This is a genomic window from Chromobacterium sp. LK1 (genome assembly GCF_001043555.1).
In the GTDB taxonomy this organism is placed as follows: domain Bacteria; phylum Pseudomonadota; class Gammaproteobacteria; order Burkholderiales; family Chromobacteriaceae; genus Chromobacterium; species Chromobacterium aquaticum.
Genome location: NZ_LDUI01000002.1, coordinates 102,587 through 119,045, shown reverse-complemented (window position 1 = coordinate 119,045; position 16,459 = coordinate 102,587). Strand labels below are relative to the sequence as shown.

At 64.8% G+C, this 16,459-nt stretch carries 19 protein-coding genes; 4 read left to right on the top strand and 15 right to left on the bottom strand.

The annotated features are described in order from the left end of the window. The 4 genes from VI26_RS01785 to VI26_RS01770 all read left to right on the top strand — a co-directional run. A partial coding sequence (locus VI26_RS01785; RefSeq protein ID WP_048408025.1) for an IS5/IS1182 family transposase occupies positions 1 to 272 on the top strand: 272 nt, incomplete at its 5' end. Between the two features lie 262 nt (positions 273 to 534). Further along, a complete protein-coding gene (locus VI26_RS01780; RefSeq protein ID WP_048408024.1) occupies positions 535 to 2,307 on the top strand; it encodes an ABC transporter transmembrane domain-containing protein in 1,773 nt (590 codons plus the stop codon). Continuing rightward, positions 2,297 to 4,054, top strand: a complete 1,758-nt coding sequence (locus VI26_RS01775) for an ABC transporter ATP-binding protein (protein ID WP_048408023.1) — start codon at positions 2,297 to 2,299, stop codon at positions 4,052 to 4,054. Before VI26_RS01780 ends, VI26_RS01775 begins: the two co-directional genes overlap by 11 nt. Before the next feature lie 15 nt (positions 4,055 to 4,069). Then, the gene (locus VI26_RS01770; RefSeq protein WP_048408022.1) at positions 4,070 to 4,864 is read left to right on the top strand and encodes a TatD family hydrolase; all 795 of its coding nucleotides are present in this window, start codon (positions 4,070 to 4,072) and stop codon (positions 4,862 to 4,864) included. Between the two features lie 70 nt (positions 4,865 to 4,934). Here VI26_RS01770 and VI26_RS01765 read toward each other — a convergent pair whose 3' ends face one another. From VI26_RS01765 to hisD, 15 genes are all read right to left on the bottom strand, one after another. Next, a complete protein-coding gene (locus VI26_RS01765) occupies positions 4,935 to 6,557 on the bottom strand; it encodes a methyl-accepting chemotaxis protein (protein ID WP_048408021.1) in 1,623 nt (540 codons plus the stop codon). Between the two features lie 213 nt (positions 6,558 to 6,770). Then, complete coding sequence (locus VI26_RS01760; RefSeq protein WP_048408020.1) at positions 6,771 to 7,124, bottom strand: DUF2069 domain-containing protein; 354 nt, start codon at positions 7,122 to 7,124, stop codon at positions 6,771 to 6,773. Continuing rightward, positions 7,121 to 7,861 (bottom strand): twin-arginine translocase subunit TatC, encoded by a 741-nt coding sequence (tatC, locus tag VI26_RS01755; RefSeq protein WP_048408019.1) that lies wholly within the window; start codon positions 7,859 to 7,861, stop codon positions 7,121 to 7,123. Before tatC ends, VI26_RS01760 begins: the two co-directional genes overlap by 4 nt. Positions 7,862 to 7,918: 57 nt before the next feature. Beyond that, on the bottom strand, positions 7,919 to 8,419 hold the full coding sequence (gene tatB / locus VI26_RS01750; RefSeq protein ID WP_048408018.1) for a Sec-independent protein translocase protein TatB: 501 nt from the start codon (positions 8,417 to 8,419) through the stop codon (positions 7,919 to 7,921). A gap of 18 nt (positions 8,420 to 8,437) precedes the next feature. Continuing rightward, positions 8,438 to 8,647 carry a Sec-independent protein translocase subunit TatA gene (gene tatA / locus VI26_RS01745; RefSeq protein ID WP_043589548.1) on the bottom strand — a complete coding sequence of 70 codons (210 nt, stop codon included), beginning with the start codon at positions 8,645 to 8,647 and terminating at the stop codon, positions 8,438 to 8,440. Between the two features lie 72 nt (positions 8,648 to 8,719). Continuing rightward, a complete protein-coding gene (locus VI26_RS01740; protein WP_048408017.1) occupies positions 8,720 to 9,043 on the bottom strand; it encodes a histidine triad nucleotide-binding protein in 324 nt (107 codons plus the stop codon). A gap of 22 nt (positions 9,044 to 9,065) precedes the next feature. Next, positions 9,066 to 9,392, bottom strand: a complete 327-nt coding sequence (locus VI26_RS01735) for a phosphoribosyl-ATP diphosphatase (RefSeq protein WP_043589545.1) — start codon at positions 9,390 to 9,392, stop codon at positions 9,066 to 9,068. 125 nt (positions 9,393 to 9,517) lie between these two features. Further along, positions 9,518 to 9,910 carry a phosphoribosyl-AMP cyclohydrolase gene (gene hisI / locus VI26_RS01730; protein WP_048408016.1) on the bottom strand — a complete coding sequence of 131 codons (393 nt, stop codon included), beginning with the start codon at positions 9,908 to 9,910 and terminating at the stop codon, positions 9,518 to 9,520. A 118-nt stretch (positions 9,911 to 10,028) separates the two neighbouring features. Then, positions 10,029 to 10,793, bottom strand: a complete 765-nt coding sequence (gene hisF / locus VI26_RS01725; protein WP_048408015.1) for an imidazole glycerol phosphate synthase subunit HisF — start codon at positions 10,791 to 10,793, stop codon at positions 10,029 to 10,031. Between the two features lie 75 nt (positions 10,794 to 10,868). Beyond that, positions 10,869 to 11,609 (bottom strand): 1-(5-phosphoribosyl)-5-[(5-phosphoribosylamino)methylideneamino]imidazole-4-carboxamide isomerase, encoded by a 741-nt coding sequence (hisA, locus tag VI26_RS01720; RefSeq protein WP_048408014.1) that lies wholly within the window; start codon positions 11,607 to 11,609, stop codon positions 10,869 to 10,871. Positions 11,610 to 11,629: 20 nt separating this feature from the next. Beyond that, complete coding sequence (gene hisH, locus VI26_RS01715; RefSeq protein WP_048408013.1) at positions 11,630 to 12,271, bottom strand: imidazole glycerol phosphate synthase subunit HisH; 642 nt, start codon at positions 12,269 to 12,271, stop codon at positions 11,630 to 11,632. Positions 12,272 to 12,351: 80 nt separating this feature from the next. Further along, positions 12,352 to 12,945 (bottom strand): imidazoleglycerol-phosphate dehydratase HisB, encoded by a 594-nt coding sequence (hisB, locus tag VI26_RS01710; RefSeq protein ID WP_048408012.1) that lies wholly within the window; start codon positions 12,943 to 12,945, stop codon positions 12,352 to 12,354. Positions 12,946 to 12,948: 3 nt separating this feature from the next. Then, complete coding sequence (gene hisC / locus VI26_RS01705; RefSeq protein WP_048408011.1) at positions 12,949 to 14,019, bottom strand: histidinol-phosphate transaminase; 1,071 nt, start codon at positions 14,017 to 14,019, stop codon at positions 12,949 to 12,951. Between the two features lie 100 nt (positions 14,020 to 14,119). Then, positions 14,120 to 15,061, bottom strand: a complete 942-nt coding sequence (locus tag VI26_RS01700) for an ABC transporter substrate-binding protein (protein ID WP_048408041.1) — start codon at positions 15,059 to 15,061, stop codon at positions 14,120 to 14,122. Between the two features lie 105 nt (positions 15,062 to 15,166). Then, complete coding sequence (hisD, locus tag VI26_RS01695) at positions 15,167 to 16,459, bottom strand: histidinol dehydrogenase (protein WP_048408010.1); 1,293 nt, start codon at positions 16,457 to 16,459, stop codon at positions 15,167 to 15,169.

Sequence of the window (16,459 nt, the reverse complement as noted above, 5' to 3'; positions counted from 1 at the left end):
GGGCTCAGAGCCTGCTGGCGGATAGTGGCTATGTCGGCAAACCCTTTGCTCAAGGCGTGAGTGAAATTCTGGGGGCGGACGTGACGGTGCAGATTGCCAAACGGAGCGAACTGCATACCTTCAAGGTGATGCCCAAACGCTGGGTTGTTGAGCGCAGCTTCGCTTGGTTGGAAAAGAGCAGAAGGCTGTGGAAGAACTGCGAGCGGAAACTCAATACCAGCTTGCAGTTCATCCATCTGGCCTTCTTGGGGCTCTTACTCAAAAGACTTTGAACAGGCTCTAAGAACCTGCTCAAAGTCTGCTGCGCTTCGGCGATACGGCGTTGAAACCAAGCTCAAAATGCTCATGTACCACTTGTACATTCCGCTTTTTCGCTCGTTTTCGCCTTGCCTCGCCCTTGTTCGCGAGACTTTGAACAGGCTCTAAGAACCGCTGCGCGGAACACACAACACCCTTTGCATCGCATCTGACGCCGCCATCGGATTCGGCATAGAATGTCCGACTCGATACCCGATTCGGATAGCCCGCCCCGCCATGCCCACCCCGTCCGATCTCGTCCCCGGCGCCAGCCTGTCCGCGCTATTGCGCGGCTTCGTCCGCCGCCACTGGCCTTACTATCTGCGCGCCGCGCTGATGCTGGCCGCCGTGGCGCTACTCACCGTGCTGATCCCGCGCAAGATAGGCGAGATCGTCGACCTGCTGGCCAAGCACGAACTCAGCGGCCCTCAGCTGCTGCATGAGCTGGGCTGGCTGCTACTGTTCGGCGTGGTGATCTATTTGCTGCGCGCCGGCTGGCGGCTGCAGCTGTTCGCCGCCGCCTACCAGTTGGGCGTGGAGCTGCGTACCCGCTTGTATCAGCGCTTGAGCCTCCAGGGGCCGGGCTTCTACCACCATCAACGCACCGGCGACTTGATGGCGCGCGCCACCAATGACATCGACGCGGTGGAAATGGCCGCCGGCGAGGCGATGCTGGCCGGTTTCGACGGCAGCCTGACCCTGGTGATGGTGCTGGCGATGATGACCCTGGGCATAGACTGGCGGCTGGCCGCCGCCGCGCTGCTGCCGTTTCCGCTGATGGCCTTCGCCTTCTGGCGCATCACCCGCCGCGTGCACCAGGCCTGGGCCGGATCGCTACAAAGCTTCAGCCGGCTCAACGACCATGTGCAGGAAACCCTGAGCGGGGTGCGCACGCTGCGCACCCTGGGCCTGGAGGAGCGCAATAGCCGCGAGCTGGCCGGCCTGGCCGCCAGCGCCGCCGACAACAGCCTGCAAGCGCAGCGCTGGGAGGCGGCGTTCGAGCCGGTGGTGGGGCTAACGCTGATCACCGCCTCAGTGACCACCTTGGGCGTCGGCGGCTACCTGGTATGGCAGCAACAACTGACCATAGGCGCGCTGACCAGCTTCAGCATGTATCTTGGTCAGTTGATCTGGCCGATGTTCGCCGCCGGCTGGGTGCTGTCGTTGCTGGAACGCGGCCGCGCCGGCTGGAACCGGCTGGAACCGGTGCTGAGCGCGCCGGCCTCGGTGGACGACAGCGGCGCCGACGCGAGCGAGCCCAGCGGCGAGCTGCGCTGGCACGGCCTGGACTTCACTTATCCGGGGCAGGTCACGCCGGCGCTGCGCGCGATCGAGCTGCGCCTGGGACGCGGCCAGACCCTGGGCATCGTCGGTCCCACCGGCAGCGGCAAGTCCACGCTGCTGCGCCTGCTACTGCGCCAATACCCGCTGCCGGCCGGCAGCGTCAGCTGGAACGGCGTGCCGCTGGAGGAATACAAGATGGACGCGCTGCGCGCGGCGATCAGCTGGGTGCCGCAGGAGTCCTTCCTGTTCTCCGCCTCGGTGGCTGACAATATCGCGCTGACGCGACCGGACGCCGCCGAGCGCGAGATCGAGCGCGTGGCGCGGCTGGCGGCGGTGCATGAGGACATCCTGCGCCTGGCCCAGGGCTACGCCACGCCGGTTGGCGAAAAAGGCGTGGCGCTGTCGGGCGGCCAGCGCCAGCGCCTGGCCATCGCCCGCGCGCTGCTGGCGGACGCGCCGCTGCTGCTGCTTGACGACGCCTTGTCGGCGGTGGACACCCAGACCGAAACCCAGATCCTGCAGCATCTGCGCGAAGCGCGCCGCGGACGCAGCGTGATCATCGCCAGTCACCGGCTGTCGGCGGTGGCCGACGCCGACCACATCATCGTGCTGCAACAGGGGCGCATCGCCGAAGCCGGCAGCCACGAGGCGCTGCTGCAATTGAACGGCTGGTACGCCAGCCAGTGGCGCTATCAACAACTGGAGGCCAGCCTGGATGAAATCTGATCAGTCCGCGATCAACCGGAGCCGGGCGCTGGCTCTGCTGCGCCAGGCCGCCGCGCCGGAAAAGCGCCATGTGCTGTGGGGCACGCTGTGGCTGATCGCCGCCGCGCTGCTGGAGGCGCTGTCGCCACTGCTGGGCAAGGTGTTCATCGACCGCTATCTGCTGCCGCGCGCGCCGCAGTGGCTGGAAATGGGCCTGCTGCTGTTCGCCTGTCTGCTGGCCGGCTACGCCGCTTCCAGCCTGCGCTATCTGCAGCTGGTGCGCCTGTCCGGCGTGGCGATGCGCTCGGTGCAAAGGCTGCGCGAACAGGTCTACCGCCACGTGATCCGGCTGCCGATGGCCTTTTTCGACAAGGCGATCACAGGCCAATTGGTCAGCCGCGTCACCAATGACACCGAGTCGGTGAAAGCCTTGTACGTGCAAGTGCTGTTCGTGATGCTGGACAGCAGCATCGTCGTCATCGGCGTGATGGCGGCGATGGCCTGGCTGGACTGGCGGCTGATGCTGCTGGCCGCGCTGCTGCTGCCGGCGATGCTGGCCATCGTCTGGCTCTACCAGCGCTGGAGCGCGCCCTCGGTGACGCGCGCCCGCGCGCTGCGCAGCGACATCAACGCGCAGATGGCCGAATCCATCGCCGGCATGAGCGTGCTGCAGGCCAGCAACGCCGCCGGACGCTTCGCCCAGCGCTTCGACCGCGCCAACCACAACTACTACCGGGCGCGCATGGCCGAGCTGACCGCCAATGCCTGGCTGCTGCGTCCGGCGCTGGACCTGCTCAAGGTGCTGCTGCTGGCCGCGGTGATCTACAGCTTCAGCCAGCGGCCGCTGGGCGCGCTGCAGATCGGCGTGCTCTACGCCTTCATCAGCTATATCGGCCGCATGGTGGACCCGCTGATCCAGATCACCATGCAGTTCAGCCAGCTGCAGCAAGCGGTGGTGGCGGCGGCGCGGGTGGATGCGCTGCTGCAGGAGCCCGCGGCGGCCGCCGACGGCGGACAGGGCCGCATCGGCCAGGGCGCGGTCAGTTTCCGCCGGCTGAATTTCGCCTATCAACCCGAACACCCGGTGCTGCGCGACTTATCGCTGGAGATTCCGGCCGGCGGCTTCATCGGCATCGTCGGCCACACCGGCAGCGGCAAATCCACCTTGCTGTCGCTGCTGCTGCGCTTCTATGCGCCGCAAGGCGGCGACATCCTGATCGATGAGCAGCCGCTGGCGTCCTTCGACGACGCGGCCTTCCGCGACGGCGTCGGCCTGGTGCCGCAGGAGCCCTTCCTGCTGGCCGCCAGCGCGCGCGACAATATCGCCATGGGCCGGCCACTGTCGCAACAACAGATCGAGGACGCCGCGCGCGCCGCCGGCGCCCACGAACTGATCCTGGCGCTGGAGCAGGGCTACGACACCGATATGGGCGAGAGCGGATCGCGGCTCTCCAGCGGCCAGAAGCAGTTGATCGCCATCGCCCGCGCGCTGGCCGGCAAGCCGCGCATCCTGCTGCTGGACGAGGCCACCTCGCATATCGACAGCGAAACCGAACAGGTGGTGCAGCGCGCGCTGGAACAATTGCATGGCCAGATCACGCTGATCTCCATCGCCCATCGCCTGTCCACCATCCGCGACGCCGACCGCATCATCGTGCTCAACCACGGCCAGATCGCCGAAACCGGCGACCATGAGGAGCTGATGACGCTGGGCGGCATTTACCAACGGCTATACTTGCTGCAGCAATTGCAGCCGGAAGCCGGCTGAGCGAGCCCATCCGCCATGCACCGTTTCCCCGCCCTGCCCGCGCCCGAGGCGCTGATCGACACCCATTGCCACCTGGACGCGCCGGAGCTGGCGCCAATGCTGTCCGCGGTGCTGCAACGCGCGCGCGCCGCCGGCGTCGGCCAGATCCTGGTACCAGCGGTGCGCGCCGACACCTTCGACGCGGCCGCCGCCATGCGCCGCGAACACGGCTGCTGGATAGGCTTCGGCCTGCATCCCATCTATCTGGAACAGCATCTGGACGAACATCTGGAACAGCTGGAGCGCGCGCTGCGCGAGCAGCGGCCGGAAGCGGTGGGGGAAATCGGCCTGGATTTCTACCTACCGGAGCTGGACCCGGCGCGGCAGGAGGCCTTGTTCGTCGAACAACTGAAACTGGCGCGCAAATACGCGCTGCCGGTGGTGCTGCATGTGCGCCGCTCGGTGGACCGCGTGCTCAAGCATCTGCGCGAGCAGCGCGTCGAGCTGGGCATCGCCCACGCCTTCAACGGCAGCCCGCAGCAGGCGGACGCAATGTTGCGCCAAGGCTTGAAACTGGGCTTCGGCGGCGCGATGAGCTACTCCGGCTCGCAGCGCATCCGCCGGCTGGCGGCCACGCTGCCGCTGTCCGGCCTGGTGCTGGAAACCGACGCGCCCGACATCCGCCCGGAATTCGCCCAGGACCGGCCCAATGAACCGGCCCATCTCGCCGCCTTCAGCGCGCTGCTGGCCGAGCTTCGCGGCCGGCCGGAACCGGAACTGCGCCGCGCCTTGCGCCGCAACAGCCTGGACGCGCTGGGCATCGCCGGCTGAGCCATGGCGCACCGTGAGCGCGACTCACCGTGCAACGCTTCACGACGCGCAGCAGATCGTAAACAGCTTCTTAGGTGCGGAAGCGCTTCAAATTAGTGTCCAGATCGACCGACAGCTGCTGCAATTCCTGCGACAAGCGGCTGGCCTGGCCGGACGCCTTGGCGGTGCTCTCGTTCATCTGCGCCATCTGCTCGACATTGTTCGCCACCAGCTGGCTGGCGTGACTCTGCTCCTTGATCGCGTTGGCGATGTCGGTGATGCGTTCCACCGAGTGCTGCGACAGCTGATGGATTTCACGCAATGCCTCCGCCACGCTGGAAGTGCTGCTGACCCCGCTTTCGATGCGGGCATTCGCCTGCTGCATGCTCTGGTAAGCGCGCTGGGTATCGGTCTGCACCCCCTCGATATGGGTGGAGATCTCGGCGGTGGCCTGGCTAGTACGCTCGGCCAGCTGACGCACCTCGTCGGCCACCACCGCGAAGCCGCGCCCCATCTCGCCGGCGCGCGCCGCCTCGATCGCCGCGTTCAACGCCAATAGATTGGTCTGGTCGGCGATGTCGCGGATCACCCGCACGATGTCGCCGATATCGCTGGATCGCTGGTTGAGCTGGTCCATCACGGCCGAGGTTGCGGTGATGCCGCTGGCGATCAGCTGGATTTCGCTGGCTGCGGTTTCCGCCAGTCCATTGCCTCGATCCGCCTGCGCCATGGTCTGGCGCGCCTGCTGCTCCACATCGCGGGTATTGTCGGCCACCAGATTGATGCTGACCGACATCTGCTCGATCGCCGCGGCGCCGCTGGCAGCGGACTCGGCCTGATTGGCCGAGGCATTGGACACTTGGTGGCTGACGTCGGCCATCTGCCCGGACGCGCCGGCCAGATGGGTGGCGTGACCCTGCGCCTCCTGCACCAGCCGGCGCACGGTGCCGACCAGCGAGGCCAGCGACTCGCCGACGCTGCCGAGCTCGTTGCGGCCAAAGTCCGGCAAGGCCAGGTTCAAATCGCAGGTTTGCGCCAGCTGCTGCGCGGAATCGCGCATCTGCAGCAGCGGAATGCGGATGGAGCGGATGATGTACCAGGACACCACCAGGCTGGCCAGCAGGCCAATCACCACCGTGCTCAGCAACTGACTGCGCACCGCGTCGGCGGACGCATCGATCTGGCTGCGCAACTGCGCCACCGCATCGGAGCCGCCTTTTGCCAGCTTGGCGCTCACATCCTCCATCTGGTGGATGCTGCTCTTGTACTGGTTGAACGCGCTATTGGCATCGCTGGTGCTGACGATCTCATGCTTGTCGATCTTGCCGGCCACCGCCTTGAAACCATCGGCATAGCTGTTGAGCAGGCCGTCCAGCGCGTTCAGTTGCTGGGCGGAATCGCCGTTGAGCGGATGGGTGCCGGCATTCTTGATCGCCGCGTGCGCGCCGTCCAGCGTCTTGCTCCACTTCTCGCTGTACTCGGCGCGCTTGGCGTTGTCGGCCAGATTGATGAAATAGTCCTTCTCGAAGCGCCGCAAGTTGCCCATGTGCTGCTGCAGCTCCACCACATCGCGGTAGAAGGCCAACTCATGGGTGCTGACAGCCTCCACCCGGCTGGAAATACTGCCCAGGCCAATGAAGGCCAGCATTCCAGTCACCAACAGCGCGACCAGCAATAAGGCGAAACCCAGGGTAATCCGGGCCGCAATCGTCATGTTCCGCATTTATACACTCCCCAACCAAACTATGTTTTTTTTTGGATTCCCGCCGATTCAAGTTCGCGGTTTCGCGGCGATTGTAAACCAAGCCGTTTGCGGCGTTCGCCGCATGACTACGGCAAGTTTCACAGTCTGCCTACCGCATGCGCGATGGACGCAAAAAAAGCCGTCAGCATGAGCTGACGGCTTCCTTTTGGCTGCGCGCGAGGTCTACTGCGGCTGACGCGACAACTTGAAGGTTCTGGCAAAGCCCAATACACAGACGAAGAATAGTCCGCTCAAAAAGATTTCGCCCCATGCAAGTTGTTGCGACAGGCCGCGATCGGCCCAACCGCGCATCACGCCCTCGGTGAAATAGGCCAGGATGAACATGCTGGCCCATTGATAGGTGTACAGACGCTGGCTCAGGATGCCGCGCAGCGGCAACAGCAGCACCGCCGCCTTCAGCGCCAGCAAGGAACCGCCTGGACGCAGCGGCGCCAGCCACAACTCCCAGGCCAGGCACAGCAGGATCAGCGCGATCAGCGAAGCCGCCGCGCCATAATGCCAAACATTGCGGCTCATGGCCGGTCCTCCAACATCGCGCGCTCCTTCTTGCGGCCCAGGAACACCGCCATGAAAATGCCCACCTCGTACAGCAACCACAACGGCACCGCCAGCAGCGTCTGCGACAACACGTCCGGCGGAGTGACGATGGCGGCGACGACGAAGGCGCCGACGATCACATAGGGCCGCCCCTGGCGCAGTTTTTCCACCGATACCACGCCCATGCGCACCAGCAGGATCACCACCACCGGCACCTCGAAGGTGACGCCGAAGGCGAGGAACATGCCGAGCACAAAGGATAGGTATTTATCGATATCGGTCATCATGCTGACCCCGACCGGTGTCACCGCCGACATGAAGCCGAACACCACCGGGAACACCAGGAAGTAGGCGAAAGCCATGCCGGTGAGGAACAGCAACAGGCTGGCCACCACCAGGGGCAGCACCAAACGCTTCTCGTGATGGTAGAGCCCGGGCGCGACGAAGGCCCAGATCTGGTACAGGGTATTGGGCAGCGAGATCAGGAAAGCCACCAGCATGGTCACCTTGACCGGCACGAAGAACGGCGCGGTGACATCGGTGGCTATCATGTTGGCGCCTTGCGGCAACGCGTCCAGCAAGGGCTTGGCCAATAAATGGTAGATATCGCCCGACCAGTGGAACAGGCCGAGAAACACCAGCGCGACGCCGAGCAGCGCCCGCACCAGGCGGGTGCGCAGCTCGATCAAATGCGCGAGCAAGGGTTGTTCATTCATTCGCGGGGGTTTCCAATGGAGTCAGGTTGGCGTGGCTGGCCGCCCGGCCTGCCGGGCTCAATGCGCCGCCGGCGGCTCGGCCGGCTGCGCCGCCGCGGAAGCGGCGGGCTTGGCCGGCGGGATATCGTCGAACAGATCCAGTTGGTTCTCGTCCTTGGCCGGCGCGGCCTCGGCCTGCTCCGGCGGCGGGTCCAGCAAATCCGGCTGCAAACCGCCATGGATGGCGTTGGCCGCTTCCTCCACCGGCGCGCGCGCCTCGTCCGCCAGCGAACGCAGTTCGGCGCTGTTCTGCTCCATCGCCTCGCGCACGCCCCGCACTTCGGCGTCGATCTGGCCTTTGAACGAGTGCGCCGCGTCCTCGATATCCTGACGCAGCTCGTTCAAGCCGGTCAGATTGGCCTGCTGCTGGATGTCCGCCTTCACCGTGGCCACGAAGCGCTGCGCGCGGCCCACCAGCGCACCCAAGGTGCGCGCCACCGTCGGCAAGCGCTCCGGCCCCAATACCACCAGGGCCACCACGCCTATCAACAGGATTTCGCCAAAGCTGATTTCAAACACGCTAGAGCCGCCCGCGCCTTATTTCTTGTCGGCGTCGCCGTCGATGATGCGGCCGGTTTCAGCCGGCTTGTCCTTGGCGGCCTTGTCGTTCTCGCCGTTCATGCCTTCCTTGAAGCCTTTGACCGCGCCGCCCAGATCTTCACCGATATTGCGCAGTTTCTTGGTGCCGAACACCAGCACCACGATCAGCAGAACCACCAACCAGTGCCAGATGCTGAAAGAACCCATGATTCACTTCCTTATCAAATCGAATTAGTACGCGGAGGCCGCCCGGCCTCCCGCTGCGGCCGCGTGGGCCAATCAGTTCTTGTGGCCGAACACATGCACGTGCAGGTGGAACACTTCCTGCCCGCCGCCGCGGCCGGTATTGATGCCGGTCTTGAAGCCGCCCTCCAGGCCCTGCTCGCGCGCCAGCTTGGGCGCCAGCGTCAGCATCTTGCCCAGCACCGCCTCGTGCTCGGGGCCGCAATGGGCCAGCGAATCCACGTGCTGCTTGGGAATCAGCATGAAATGCACCGGGGCAATCGGACGGATGTCGTGGAAGGCCAGCACATCGTCGTCTTCGTAGATTTTATTGGCCGGAATCTGCCCGGCCACGATTTTGCAGAAGATGCAGTCTGTCATTATTGTCGGCTCTCGCTCAATCTTAAGGGGTGGGCGCGCGGGAGGCTTTTTCGTCCAGGCCGGAAATGCCTTCGCGCCGTTTCAACTCCATCAGCACGTCTTCTGGTCGCAGGCCATGGTAGGTCAGCAACACCATGCTGTGAAACCACAGATCGGCCACTTCGCGCACCAGGTGCAGCTTGTCCTTGTCCTTGGAGGCCATCAGCGTTTCCGCCGCCTCTTCCGCCACTTTCTTCAAAATAGCGTCCTCGCCCTTGTGAAACAGGGAAGCCACGTAGGAAGACTGCGAACTGGCCTCGCGCCGCGCTTCCAGCGTGTCCGCTATGGTTTTCAGCACATCCTGGCTCATGTCTCTCCTCCTTTAACGCCGCAACCCCGGCAAGTATATGTCGTTCCGATGGCAAAACGATAACAATCGCCTCGCCGGCTGCCATTCTAACGGCCAACCGCCGCAAGGCGTTGACCGCGCGCAAGTCAGCCCTTGCCGTAGATGGCGTCCGGATCCTTCAATACCGCGTCCACCACTTCCCAGTCCTGCCGCGCCGGGTCGAAGCGACGATAGAAGCAGCTTTCGCGACCGGTATGGCAGGCGATGCCGCCGGCCTGCTCGATCTGCATCACCACCACGTCGCCGTCGCAATCCAGCCGCAGCTCCTTGACGCTTTGCAGATGGCCGGAATCCTCGCCCTTCTTCCACAGCTTGCCGCGCGAACGGCTCCAGTAATGGGCCACGCCGGTTTCGGCGGTCAGTTCCAGGCTTTCCCGGTTCATCCACGCCACCATCAGTACCCGGCCGCTGGCGGCGTCCTGGGCAATCGCGGTGACCAGGCCCTGGCCATCCCATTTGACTTCATCCAACCAATTCATGGTTCACCTTTAGAAGGCCGCGCGCCTTGGCTATGAGTGGCGGCGCGGCAAATGATTCAGCGCGGCGCCCGCTTCGCCTCAAATTAAGACGCCGGCAAGAGTGTCGATCGGAAGGCGCTCACAGCCGCACTTCGATGCCGGCGTTCCGCATTGCCTGTTTGGCCTCGCCCACGGTGTGTTCGCCAAAATGGAAAATGCTGGCGGCCAGCACCGCGTCGGCCTTGCCCAGCTTGACGCCGTCCACCAGGTGCTGCAGCGTGCCGACGCCGCCGGAGGCGATCACCGGAATCTCCACCGCTTCCGACACCGCGCGCGTCAGCTCCAGATTGAAACCTATCTTGGTGCCGTCCCGATCCATGCTGGTCAGCAGGATTTCGCCGGCGCCCAGTTGCTGCATTTTGCGCGCCCACTCCACCGCGTCGATGCCGGTGCGGTTGCGGCCGCCGTGGGTGAACACTTCCCAGCGATCGTTTTCCGGCGTCACCGCCTTGGCGTCCACCGCCACCACGATGCACTGGTTGCCGAAGCGATCCGCCGCCTCGCTCACCAGCTGTGGATTGCTCACCGCCGCGGTGTTGATGCTGACCTTGTCCGCGCCGGCGCTGAGCAGGCGGCGGATGTCCGCCACTTCCCGCACGCCGCCGCCCACGGTCAGCGGAATGAATACCTGTTCCGCCACCGACTCGATCACATGCAGGATGATGTCGCGCTGGTCCGAGCTGGCGGTGATGTCGAGAAAGGTCAATTCGTCCGCGCCCTGCTCGTTGTAGCGGCGGGCGATTTCAATCGGATCGCCAGCATCGCGCAGACCCAGGAAGTTGACGCCTTTGACGACGCGACCCGCGGTCACGTCCAGACAGGGGATGATGCGTTTGGCAAGCATATGGGGTCCGGCAAACGGCCAACCGGCCCGAACAGTGCGTACGGGCCGGCGGCTTGATGAGTCAGAAACAGGCTATCAGTCCGACAGTTCGTCGGCCAGCGTCTGCGCGGCGGCGAAATCGATGCTGCCCTCGTAGATCGCGCGACCGGTGATCGCGCCTTCAATGCCCTCGTCCTCCACCGCGCACAGCGCGCGGATGTCGTCGAGGTTGCTGAGGCCGCCGGAGGCGATCACCGGGATGGTCAAGGCCTGCGCCAGCTTGACGGTGGCGTCGATATTGACGCCGTTCATCATGCCATCGCGGCCGATGTCGGTGTAGATCACCGAGTTGACGCCGTAGTCCTGGAAGCGCTTGGCCAGATCGGTCACGTGGTGGTTGGTGATCTTGGCCCAGCCGTCTATCGCCACCATGCCGTCCTTGGCGTCCAGGCCGACGATGACCTGACCGGGGAAGGCGTCGCAGGCATCGTGCAGAAAGCCCGGGGTCTTGACCGCGGCGGTGCCAATGATCACGTAGGACAAGCCCATGTCCAGGTATTTTTCAATGGTGTCCAGGTCGCGGATGCCACCGCCCAATTGCACCGGCATCTCGTCGCCGACTTCGCCCAGGATGTCGCGGATCACCGCCAGATTCTTGGGCTTGCCGGCGAAAGCGCCGTTGAGATCGACCAGATGCAGGCGCCGGGCGCCTTGATCGCGCCAATGGGCGGCGACTTGCACGGGGTCGTCGGAGAAAACGGTGGCATCGTCCATCACGCCCTGTTTCAGGCGTACGCATTGACCGTCTTTCAGGTCTATCGCGGGTATGAGCAGCATGGTGCTAAATCAAACGTGAGTTAAACACTGCCATCCCAGGCCAGGAAGTTCTTCATCATCTGAAGGCCGGCCCGGTGGCTCTTTTCGGTGTGGAACTGGCTTGCGAAGATGTTCCCACGACCGACAATACATGAAAACCGCTCTGGATATTCACTTTCCGCCAGCGTCAGGCCCGCATCGGCCGGCGCGAAGTGGTAACTATGCACAAAATAGAAGCGTTCGCCGTCGGCGATGCCGGCGAACAAGGGATGGACCGCGGTTTGGAACACCTGGTTCCAGCCCATGTGCGGCACTTTCAGGCGCTCGCCCTCGGCGTCGCGCAATCCGGTGGCAAAACGCGCCACCTTGCCGGAAAACAGGCCCAGGCCTTGGGTCGGCCCCTCCTCGCTTTCCTCGAACAATAGCTGCGCGCCGACGCAGATGCCAAAAAACGGCTTGTTCTTGGTGCTTTCCCTTATCGCCTCGGCCAGCCCATGCTGATGCAGCTCGCGCATGCAGTCCGGCATCGCGCCCTGGCCGGGGAAGATCACCTTGTCAGCCTTGAGCACGGCCTCCGGCTCGCTAGTGAGAAAGATCTCGGCGCCGATATCGTTGACCGCCTGCGCCGACTTGAGCACCGAATGCAGATTGCCCATGCCGTAATCCACTACTGCAACTTTCATCGCCATCCTACAAGTTCGCTTCGGGGGTGGCAGGGCTCCAGCCGAATCCGGAACCCTGGGGAAAAAACGGCGCGACCGGCTTATGCGCTCAGCGTGCCCTTGGTCGACGGCGTCTGCCCGGCCATGCGCTCGTCCGCCTCACAGGCCATGCGCAAGGCGCGGCCGAAGGCCTTGAAGATGGTCTCGGCCTGGTGATGGCTGTTGACCCCGCGCAGATTGTCTATATGCAGCGTGACCATGCTGTGGTTGACGAAGCCATGGAAGAACTCGGAAAACAGGTCGACATCGAACTGGCCAATGCTGGCGCGAGTGTATTCAACCTTGTATACCAGGCCGGGGCGGCCGGACAGATCGATCACCACCCGGCTCAAGGCCTCGTCCAGCGGCACGTAGGCGTGGCCATAGCGGCGGATGCCCTTCTTGTCGCCTATCGCCTTGGCGAAGGCCTGCCCCAGGGTGATGCCGATATCCTCCACCGTGTGGTGGGCGTCGATATGCAGATCGCCGTGGGCGACCACGTCCAGATCGATCAGGCCGTGACGGGAGATCTGGTCCATCATGTGGTCGAGAAAGGGCACGCCGGTTTCAAAGCGGCCGACGCCGGTGCCGTCCAGATTCAGGCTGACGGTGATCTGGGTTTCCAGGGTATTGCGGGTAACGGTTGCGGTTCTCATGGCTCAGGCGAAGTAAGCGTCCAGGGCCGCCAGCATGGCGTCGTTTTCCTGCGGAGCGCCCACGGTCAGGCGCAGGCATTGCGCCAGCAGCGGATGGCTGCCGTGCAGTTGCTTGATCAAGATGCCGCTGGCCTTGAAATGCTGATACAAGGCCGGCGCGTCCGGCACCCGGATGGTGATGAAATTGGCTTCCGACGGGAAAGCCTCGATGGCGGCGTGACGCGCCAGGCCGGCGGCCAGCCGGCCGCGTTCCTCGCACAGCTCCGCCGCCTGGCGGTTGAACACCTCGATATGGCGCAGCGAGAAGCGCGCGGCGGCCTGGGTCAACACATTGACGTTGTACGGCGGCCGCACCTTGTCCAGCTCCTGGATCCAGGCGGCGGGGCCGGCGGCATAGCCGAGGCGGATGCCGGCCAGGCCCAGCTTGGACAGCGTGCGCATCACGATCAGATTATCGCGCAGGCCGGCCAGGTTCATGAAGCTGTCGCTGGCGAAGGCCTGGTAAGCCTCGTCCACCACCACCAGGCCGGGCGCGGCCTCGCAGATCGCCTCCACCTCGGCGCGGGCGAAACGCGGCCCGGTCGGGTTGTTGGGATAGGACACGAACACCACCGCCGGCTGATGCTCGGCGATGGCCGCCAGCGTCGCCGGCAGGTCCAGGCTGAAATCGGAACGCAGCGGCACGCCGACATAGTCGAGGCCGGAAAACAGCGCGTTCATCTTGTACATCACGAAGGACGGCTCCAGCGCCAGCAGCTTGGCGCCGGGGCGGGCCAAGGACTGCGCCACCAGGGTGATCAGCTCGTCGGAGCCGTTGCCCAGCAGCACCTCGGCCGGCTCGGGTATGGCAAACGCCTGCTTCAGCTGGGCTTTCAGCGTGCCGCCGGACGGGTCCGGGTAACGATTGACGGTGACATCTGCCAGGGTCCGCGCCAGTTCCTGGCGCAGTTCGGCCGGCAAGGGCCACGGATTCTCCATGGCGTCGAGCTTGATGTAGCCGTCTGCGGAGGCTACCGGGTAAGCGCTGATGGCGGCGATCTCATCGCGCACCAGTTGTCGGACGGACTTTTTCATGATCTTGCAATACGGCCTTGCGGCCAACAAGAGCCCCGCTGACGAGGCCGCGTTATCGGAAACGGCGAAAAGCTATAGTAGCTGGTTCATTCGCTTTCAGCTACTCGAGCCAATGCGCCCGTTGTTGCAGCCGCGCCGGCAGTTCCACACCGTCGCGCGCCAGCGCGCTGCGGCTGAAAACATAGCGCCCTTCCGACGGCGTCACCGGGAACAGGCTGGCGACCGGCTGCTGCTGAAACAACACCTGCTCGGCCATCTTGGCCGCCTCCCTGCCCTGCTCGTAGCCCGACAGCACCAGGCCGCCGGCGGCCTTGTCCTTGCCCACGGCGAAATCCCAGAACGCGAACAAGGGCAGCTTGGCGTGGGCGGCGGTCCAGCGCAGCACCTCGTCTCCCGGCACCACCTTGCCGTCGGCGCCGCGCAAGGTGAAATAGAGCCCCACCCAGATCGCCTGGTAACGACCGGCCGCGCCCTGTACCCGCCGTTGCCATTCCGCATAGGAACCGGTCAAGGCCAGATCGACGTGGATATTGGCCAGCAGCATGCTGTCGCGGCCGACGAAGGTTTCGTCGCGGATGATGCGCGAGGTGAGGTCGTCATCGAACAGCACCAGCGCGCTGCGCAGCCCTTTGACGGCTTTGCCCAGCTCGAAGACGCTGCGCAGGATCAGCGGCCGTTCCAGCACGCCGCTGACGCGGGGCGCCGCGCCCGGGAAATAATTGCGCGGATTGTTGTTGATGCCCAGATAGATCACCGGCACGCCTTGCTGCGCCAGCTTGCTGCCCACTCTCTGTAACGCGGCGTCGTCGCCGACGATGACAAGGTCCGGCCTTATTTTCGCCGCCATCGCCAGCGCCTCGTCTGCGCGCGCCTGGTGCTGGGCCGGCGGCAGACGCTTGGTGTCCATCGCGTAATAACTCAGTTGCGTCCGCTTGCCCAGGCGCTCCTGTATCGCCCGGCGGTAATCCTGATCCCAGGGGTAATCGCTGTGATAGCTTTCGACGACAAACACGCGCGGCTGCGCCCAGCAGGCAGCGGACATGAAAACGGCCAGACAGAGTCCGGCCGCGATACGTGGCAGGCTGAGCATCGCATTCTCCGGTTATCTTCCCAGCTTAAGCGATACGGCCGCGCTTTGCTCCCTAGGCTAGGCGTCCAGCCGCAGCTCGGCCGCGCGCGCGTGCGCGCTCAGGCCTTCACCATGGGCCAACAGGCTGGCGACCTGGCCCAGCGACTGCGCGCCGGCCTGGGACACCCGGATCAGGCTGCTGCGCTTCTGGAAGTCATAGACGCCCAACGGGCTGGCGAAGCGCGCGGTACGGCTGGTGGGCAGCACATGATTGGGGCCGGCGCAATAATCGCCCAGGCTTTCCGAAGTGAAGCGTCCCATGAAGATGGCGCCGGCGTGACGGATCAGCGGCAGCAATTCGTCCGGGTTCGCCACCGACAGCTCCAGATGCTCGGGCGCGATGTAGTTGGCGATCTCGCAGGCTTCGGCCAGGTCACCAACCTGGATCAGCGCGCCGCGATTGCCGAGGCTGGCCTCGATGATGGCCCGGCGCGGCATCTGCGGCAGCAGCTTGGCGATGCTGGCCTCGACCTCGGCGATATAGTCCGCCGATGGGCACAACAAGATGGCCTGGGCGATTTCATCGTGCTCCGCCTGGCTGAACAGGTCCATCGCCACCCAATCCGGCGGGGTGTCGCCGTCGCAGATCACCAGGATCTCGGACGGACCGGCCACCATGTCGATGCCGACCACGCCGAACACGCGGCGCTTGGCCGCGGCGACATAGGCATTGCCCGGCCCGGTGATCTTGTCGACCTGGGGCACGGTCTCGGTGCCGTAGGCCAGCGCAGCCACCGCTTGCGCGCCGCCACAGGTGAACACCTTGTCGACACCGGCGATGTAGGCGGCGGCCAGCACCAGATCGTTGCGCTCCCCGTCCGGCGTCGGCACCACCATGATGATTTCGCCGACGCCGGCCACCTTGGCCGGCATCGCGTTCATCAACACCGAGCTGGGATAGGCGGCCTTGCCGCCCGGCACATAGATGCCGACGCGGTCCAGCGGCGTCACCTGCTGGCCCAGCAAGGTACCGTCCTCGTCCTGGTAGCTCCAGGAATGCGCCAACTGCTTTTCGTGATAGCGGCGTACCCGCTCCGCGGCGGTGCTCAGCGCGTGGCGCACCGGATCGCTCAGCCGGTGGAAGGCGGCTTCCAGTTGCTCCCGCGACAGCGTCAAGTCGGCCATGGACGCGGCGCGCATGCGGTCGAATCGGTTGGTGTAATCGATCACCGCGGCGTCGCCGCGCGCCTTGACATCGTCGCAGATGGCGGCGACGGCAGCGTCGACAGCCGGGTCCTGCGCGGTTTCAAAGGCCAGCAGCGCCTGCAGGCGGACGGTGAAATCGGCTTGGGAGGAGGACAGTTTCAGCAT

Bases quoted from the DNA above. Each gene is read 5' to 3' on its own strand.
- VI26_RS01780 (WP_048408024.1), top strand. From the start codon at position 535: ATGCCCACCCCGTCCGATCTCGTCCCCGGCGCCAGCCTGTCCGCGCTA.
- VI26_RS01775 (WP_048408023.1), top strand. From the start codon at position 2,297: ATGAAATCTGATCAGTCCGCGATCAACCGGAGCCGGGCGCTGGCTCTG.
- VI26_RS01770 (WP_048408022.1), top strand. From the start codon at position 4,070: ATGCACCGTTTCCCCGCCCTGCCCGCGCCCGAGGCGCTGATCGACACC.
- VI26_RS01765 (WP_048408021.1), bottom strand. From the start codon at position 6,557: ATGACGATTGCGGCCCGGATTACCCTGGGTTTCGCCTTATTGCTGGTC.
- VI26_RS01760 (WP_048408020.1), bottom strand. From the start codon at position 7,124: ATGAGCCGCAATGTTTGGCATTATGGCGCGGCGGCTTCGCTGATCGCG.
- tatC (WP_048408019.1), bottom strand. From the start codon at position 7,861: ATGAATGAACAACCCTTGCTCGCGCATTTGATCGAGCTGCGCACCCGC.
- tatA (WP_043589548.1), bottom strand. From the start codon at position 8,647: ATGGGTTCTTTCAGCATCTGGCACTGGTTGGTGGTTCTGCTGATCGTG.
- VI26_RS01740 (WP_048408017.1), bottom strand. From the start codon at position 9,043: ATGACAGACTGCATCTTCTGCAAAATCGTGGCCGGGCAGATTCCGGCC.
- VI26_RS01735 (WP_043589545.1), bottom strand. From the start codon at position 9,392: ATGAGCCAGGATGTGCTGAAAACCATAGCGGACACGCTGGAAGCGCGG.
- hisI (WP_048408016.1), bottom strand. From the start codon at position 9,910: ATGAATTGGTTGGATGAAGTCAAATGGGATGGCCAGGGCCTGGTCACC.
- hisF (WP_048408015.1), bottom strand. From the start codon at position 10,793: ATGCTTGCCAAACGCATCATCCCCTGTCTGGACGTGACCGCGGGTCGC.
- hisA (WP_048408014.1), bottom strand. From the start codon at position 11,609: ATGCTGCTCATACCCGCGATAGACCTGAAAGACGGTCAATGCGTACGC.
- hisH (WP_048408013.1), bottom strand. From the start codon at position 12,271: ATGAAAGTTGCAGTAGTGGATTACGGCATGGGCAATCTGCATTCGGTG.
- hisB (WP_048408012.1), bottom strand. From the start codon at position 12,945: ATGAGAACCGCAACCGTTACCCGCAATACCCTGGAAACCCAGATCACC.
- hisC (WP_048408011.1), bottom strand. From the start codon at position 14,019: ATGAAAAAGTCCGTCCGACAACTGGTGCGCGATGAGATCGCCGCCATC.
- VI26_RS01700 (WP_048408041.1), bottom strand. From the start codon at position 15,061: ATGTCCGCTGCCTGCTGGGCGCAGCCGCGCGTGTTTGTCGTCGAAAGC.
- hisD (WP_048408010.1), bottom strand. From the start codon at position 16,459: ATGCTGAAACTGTCCTCCTCCCAAGCCGATTTCACCGTCCGCCTGCAG.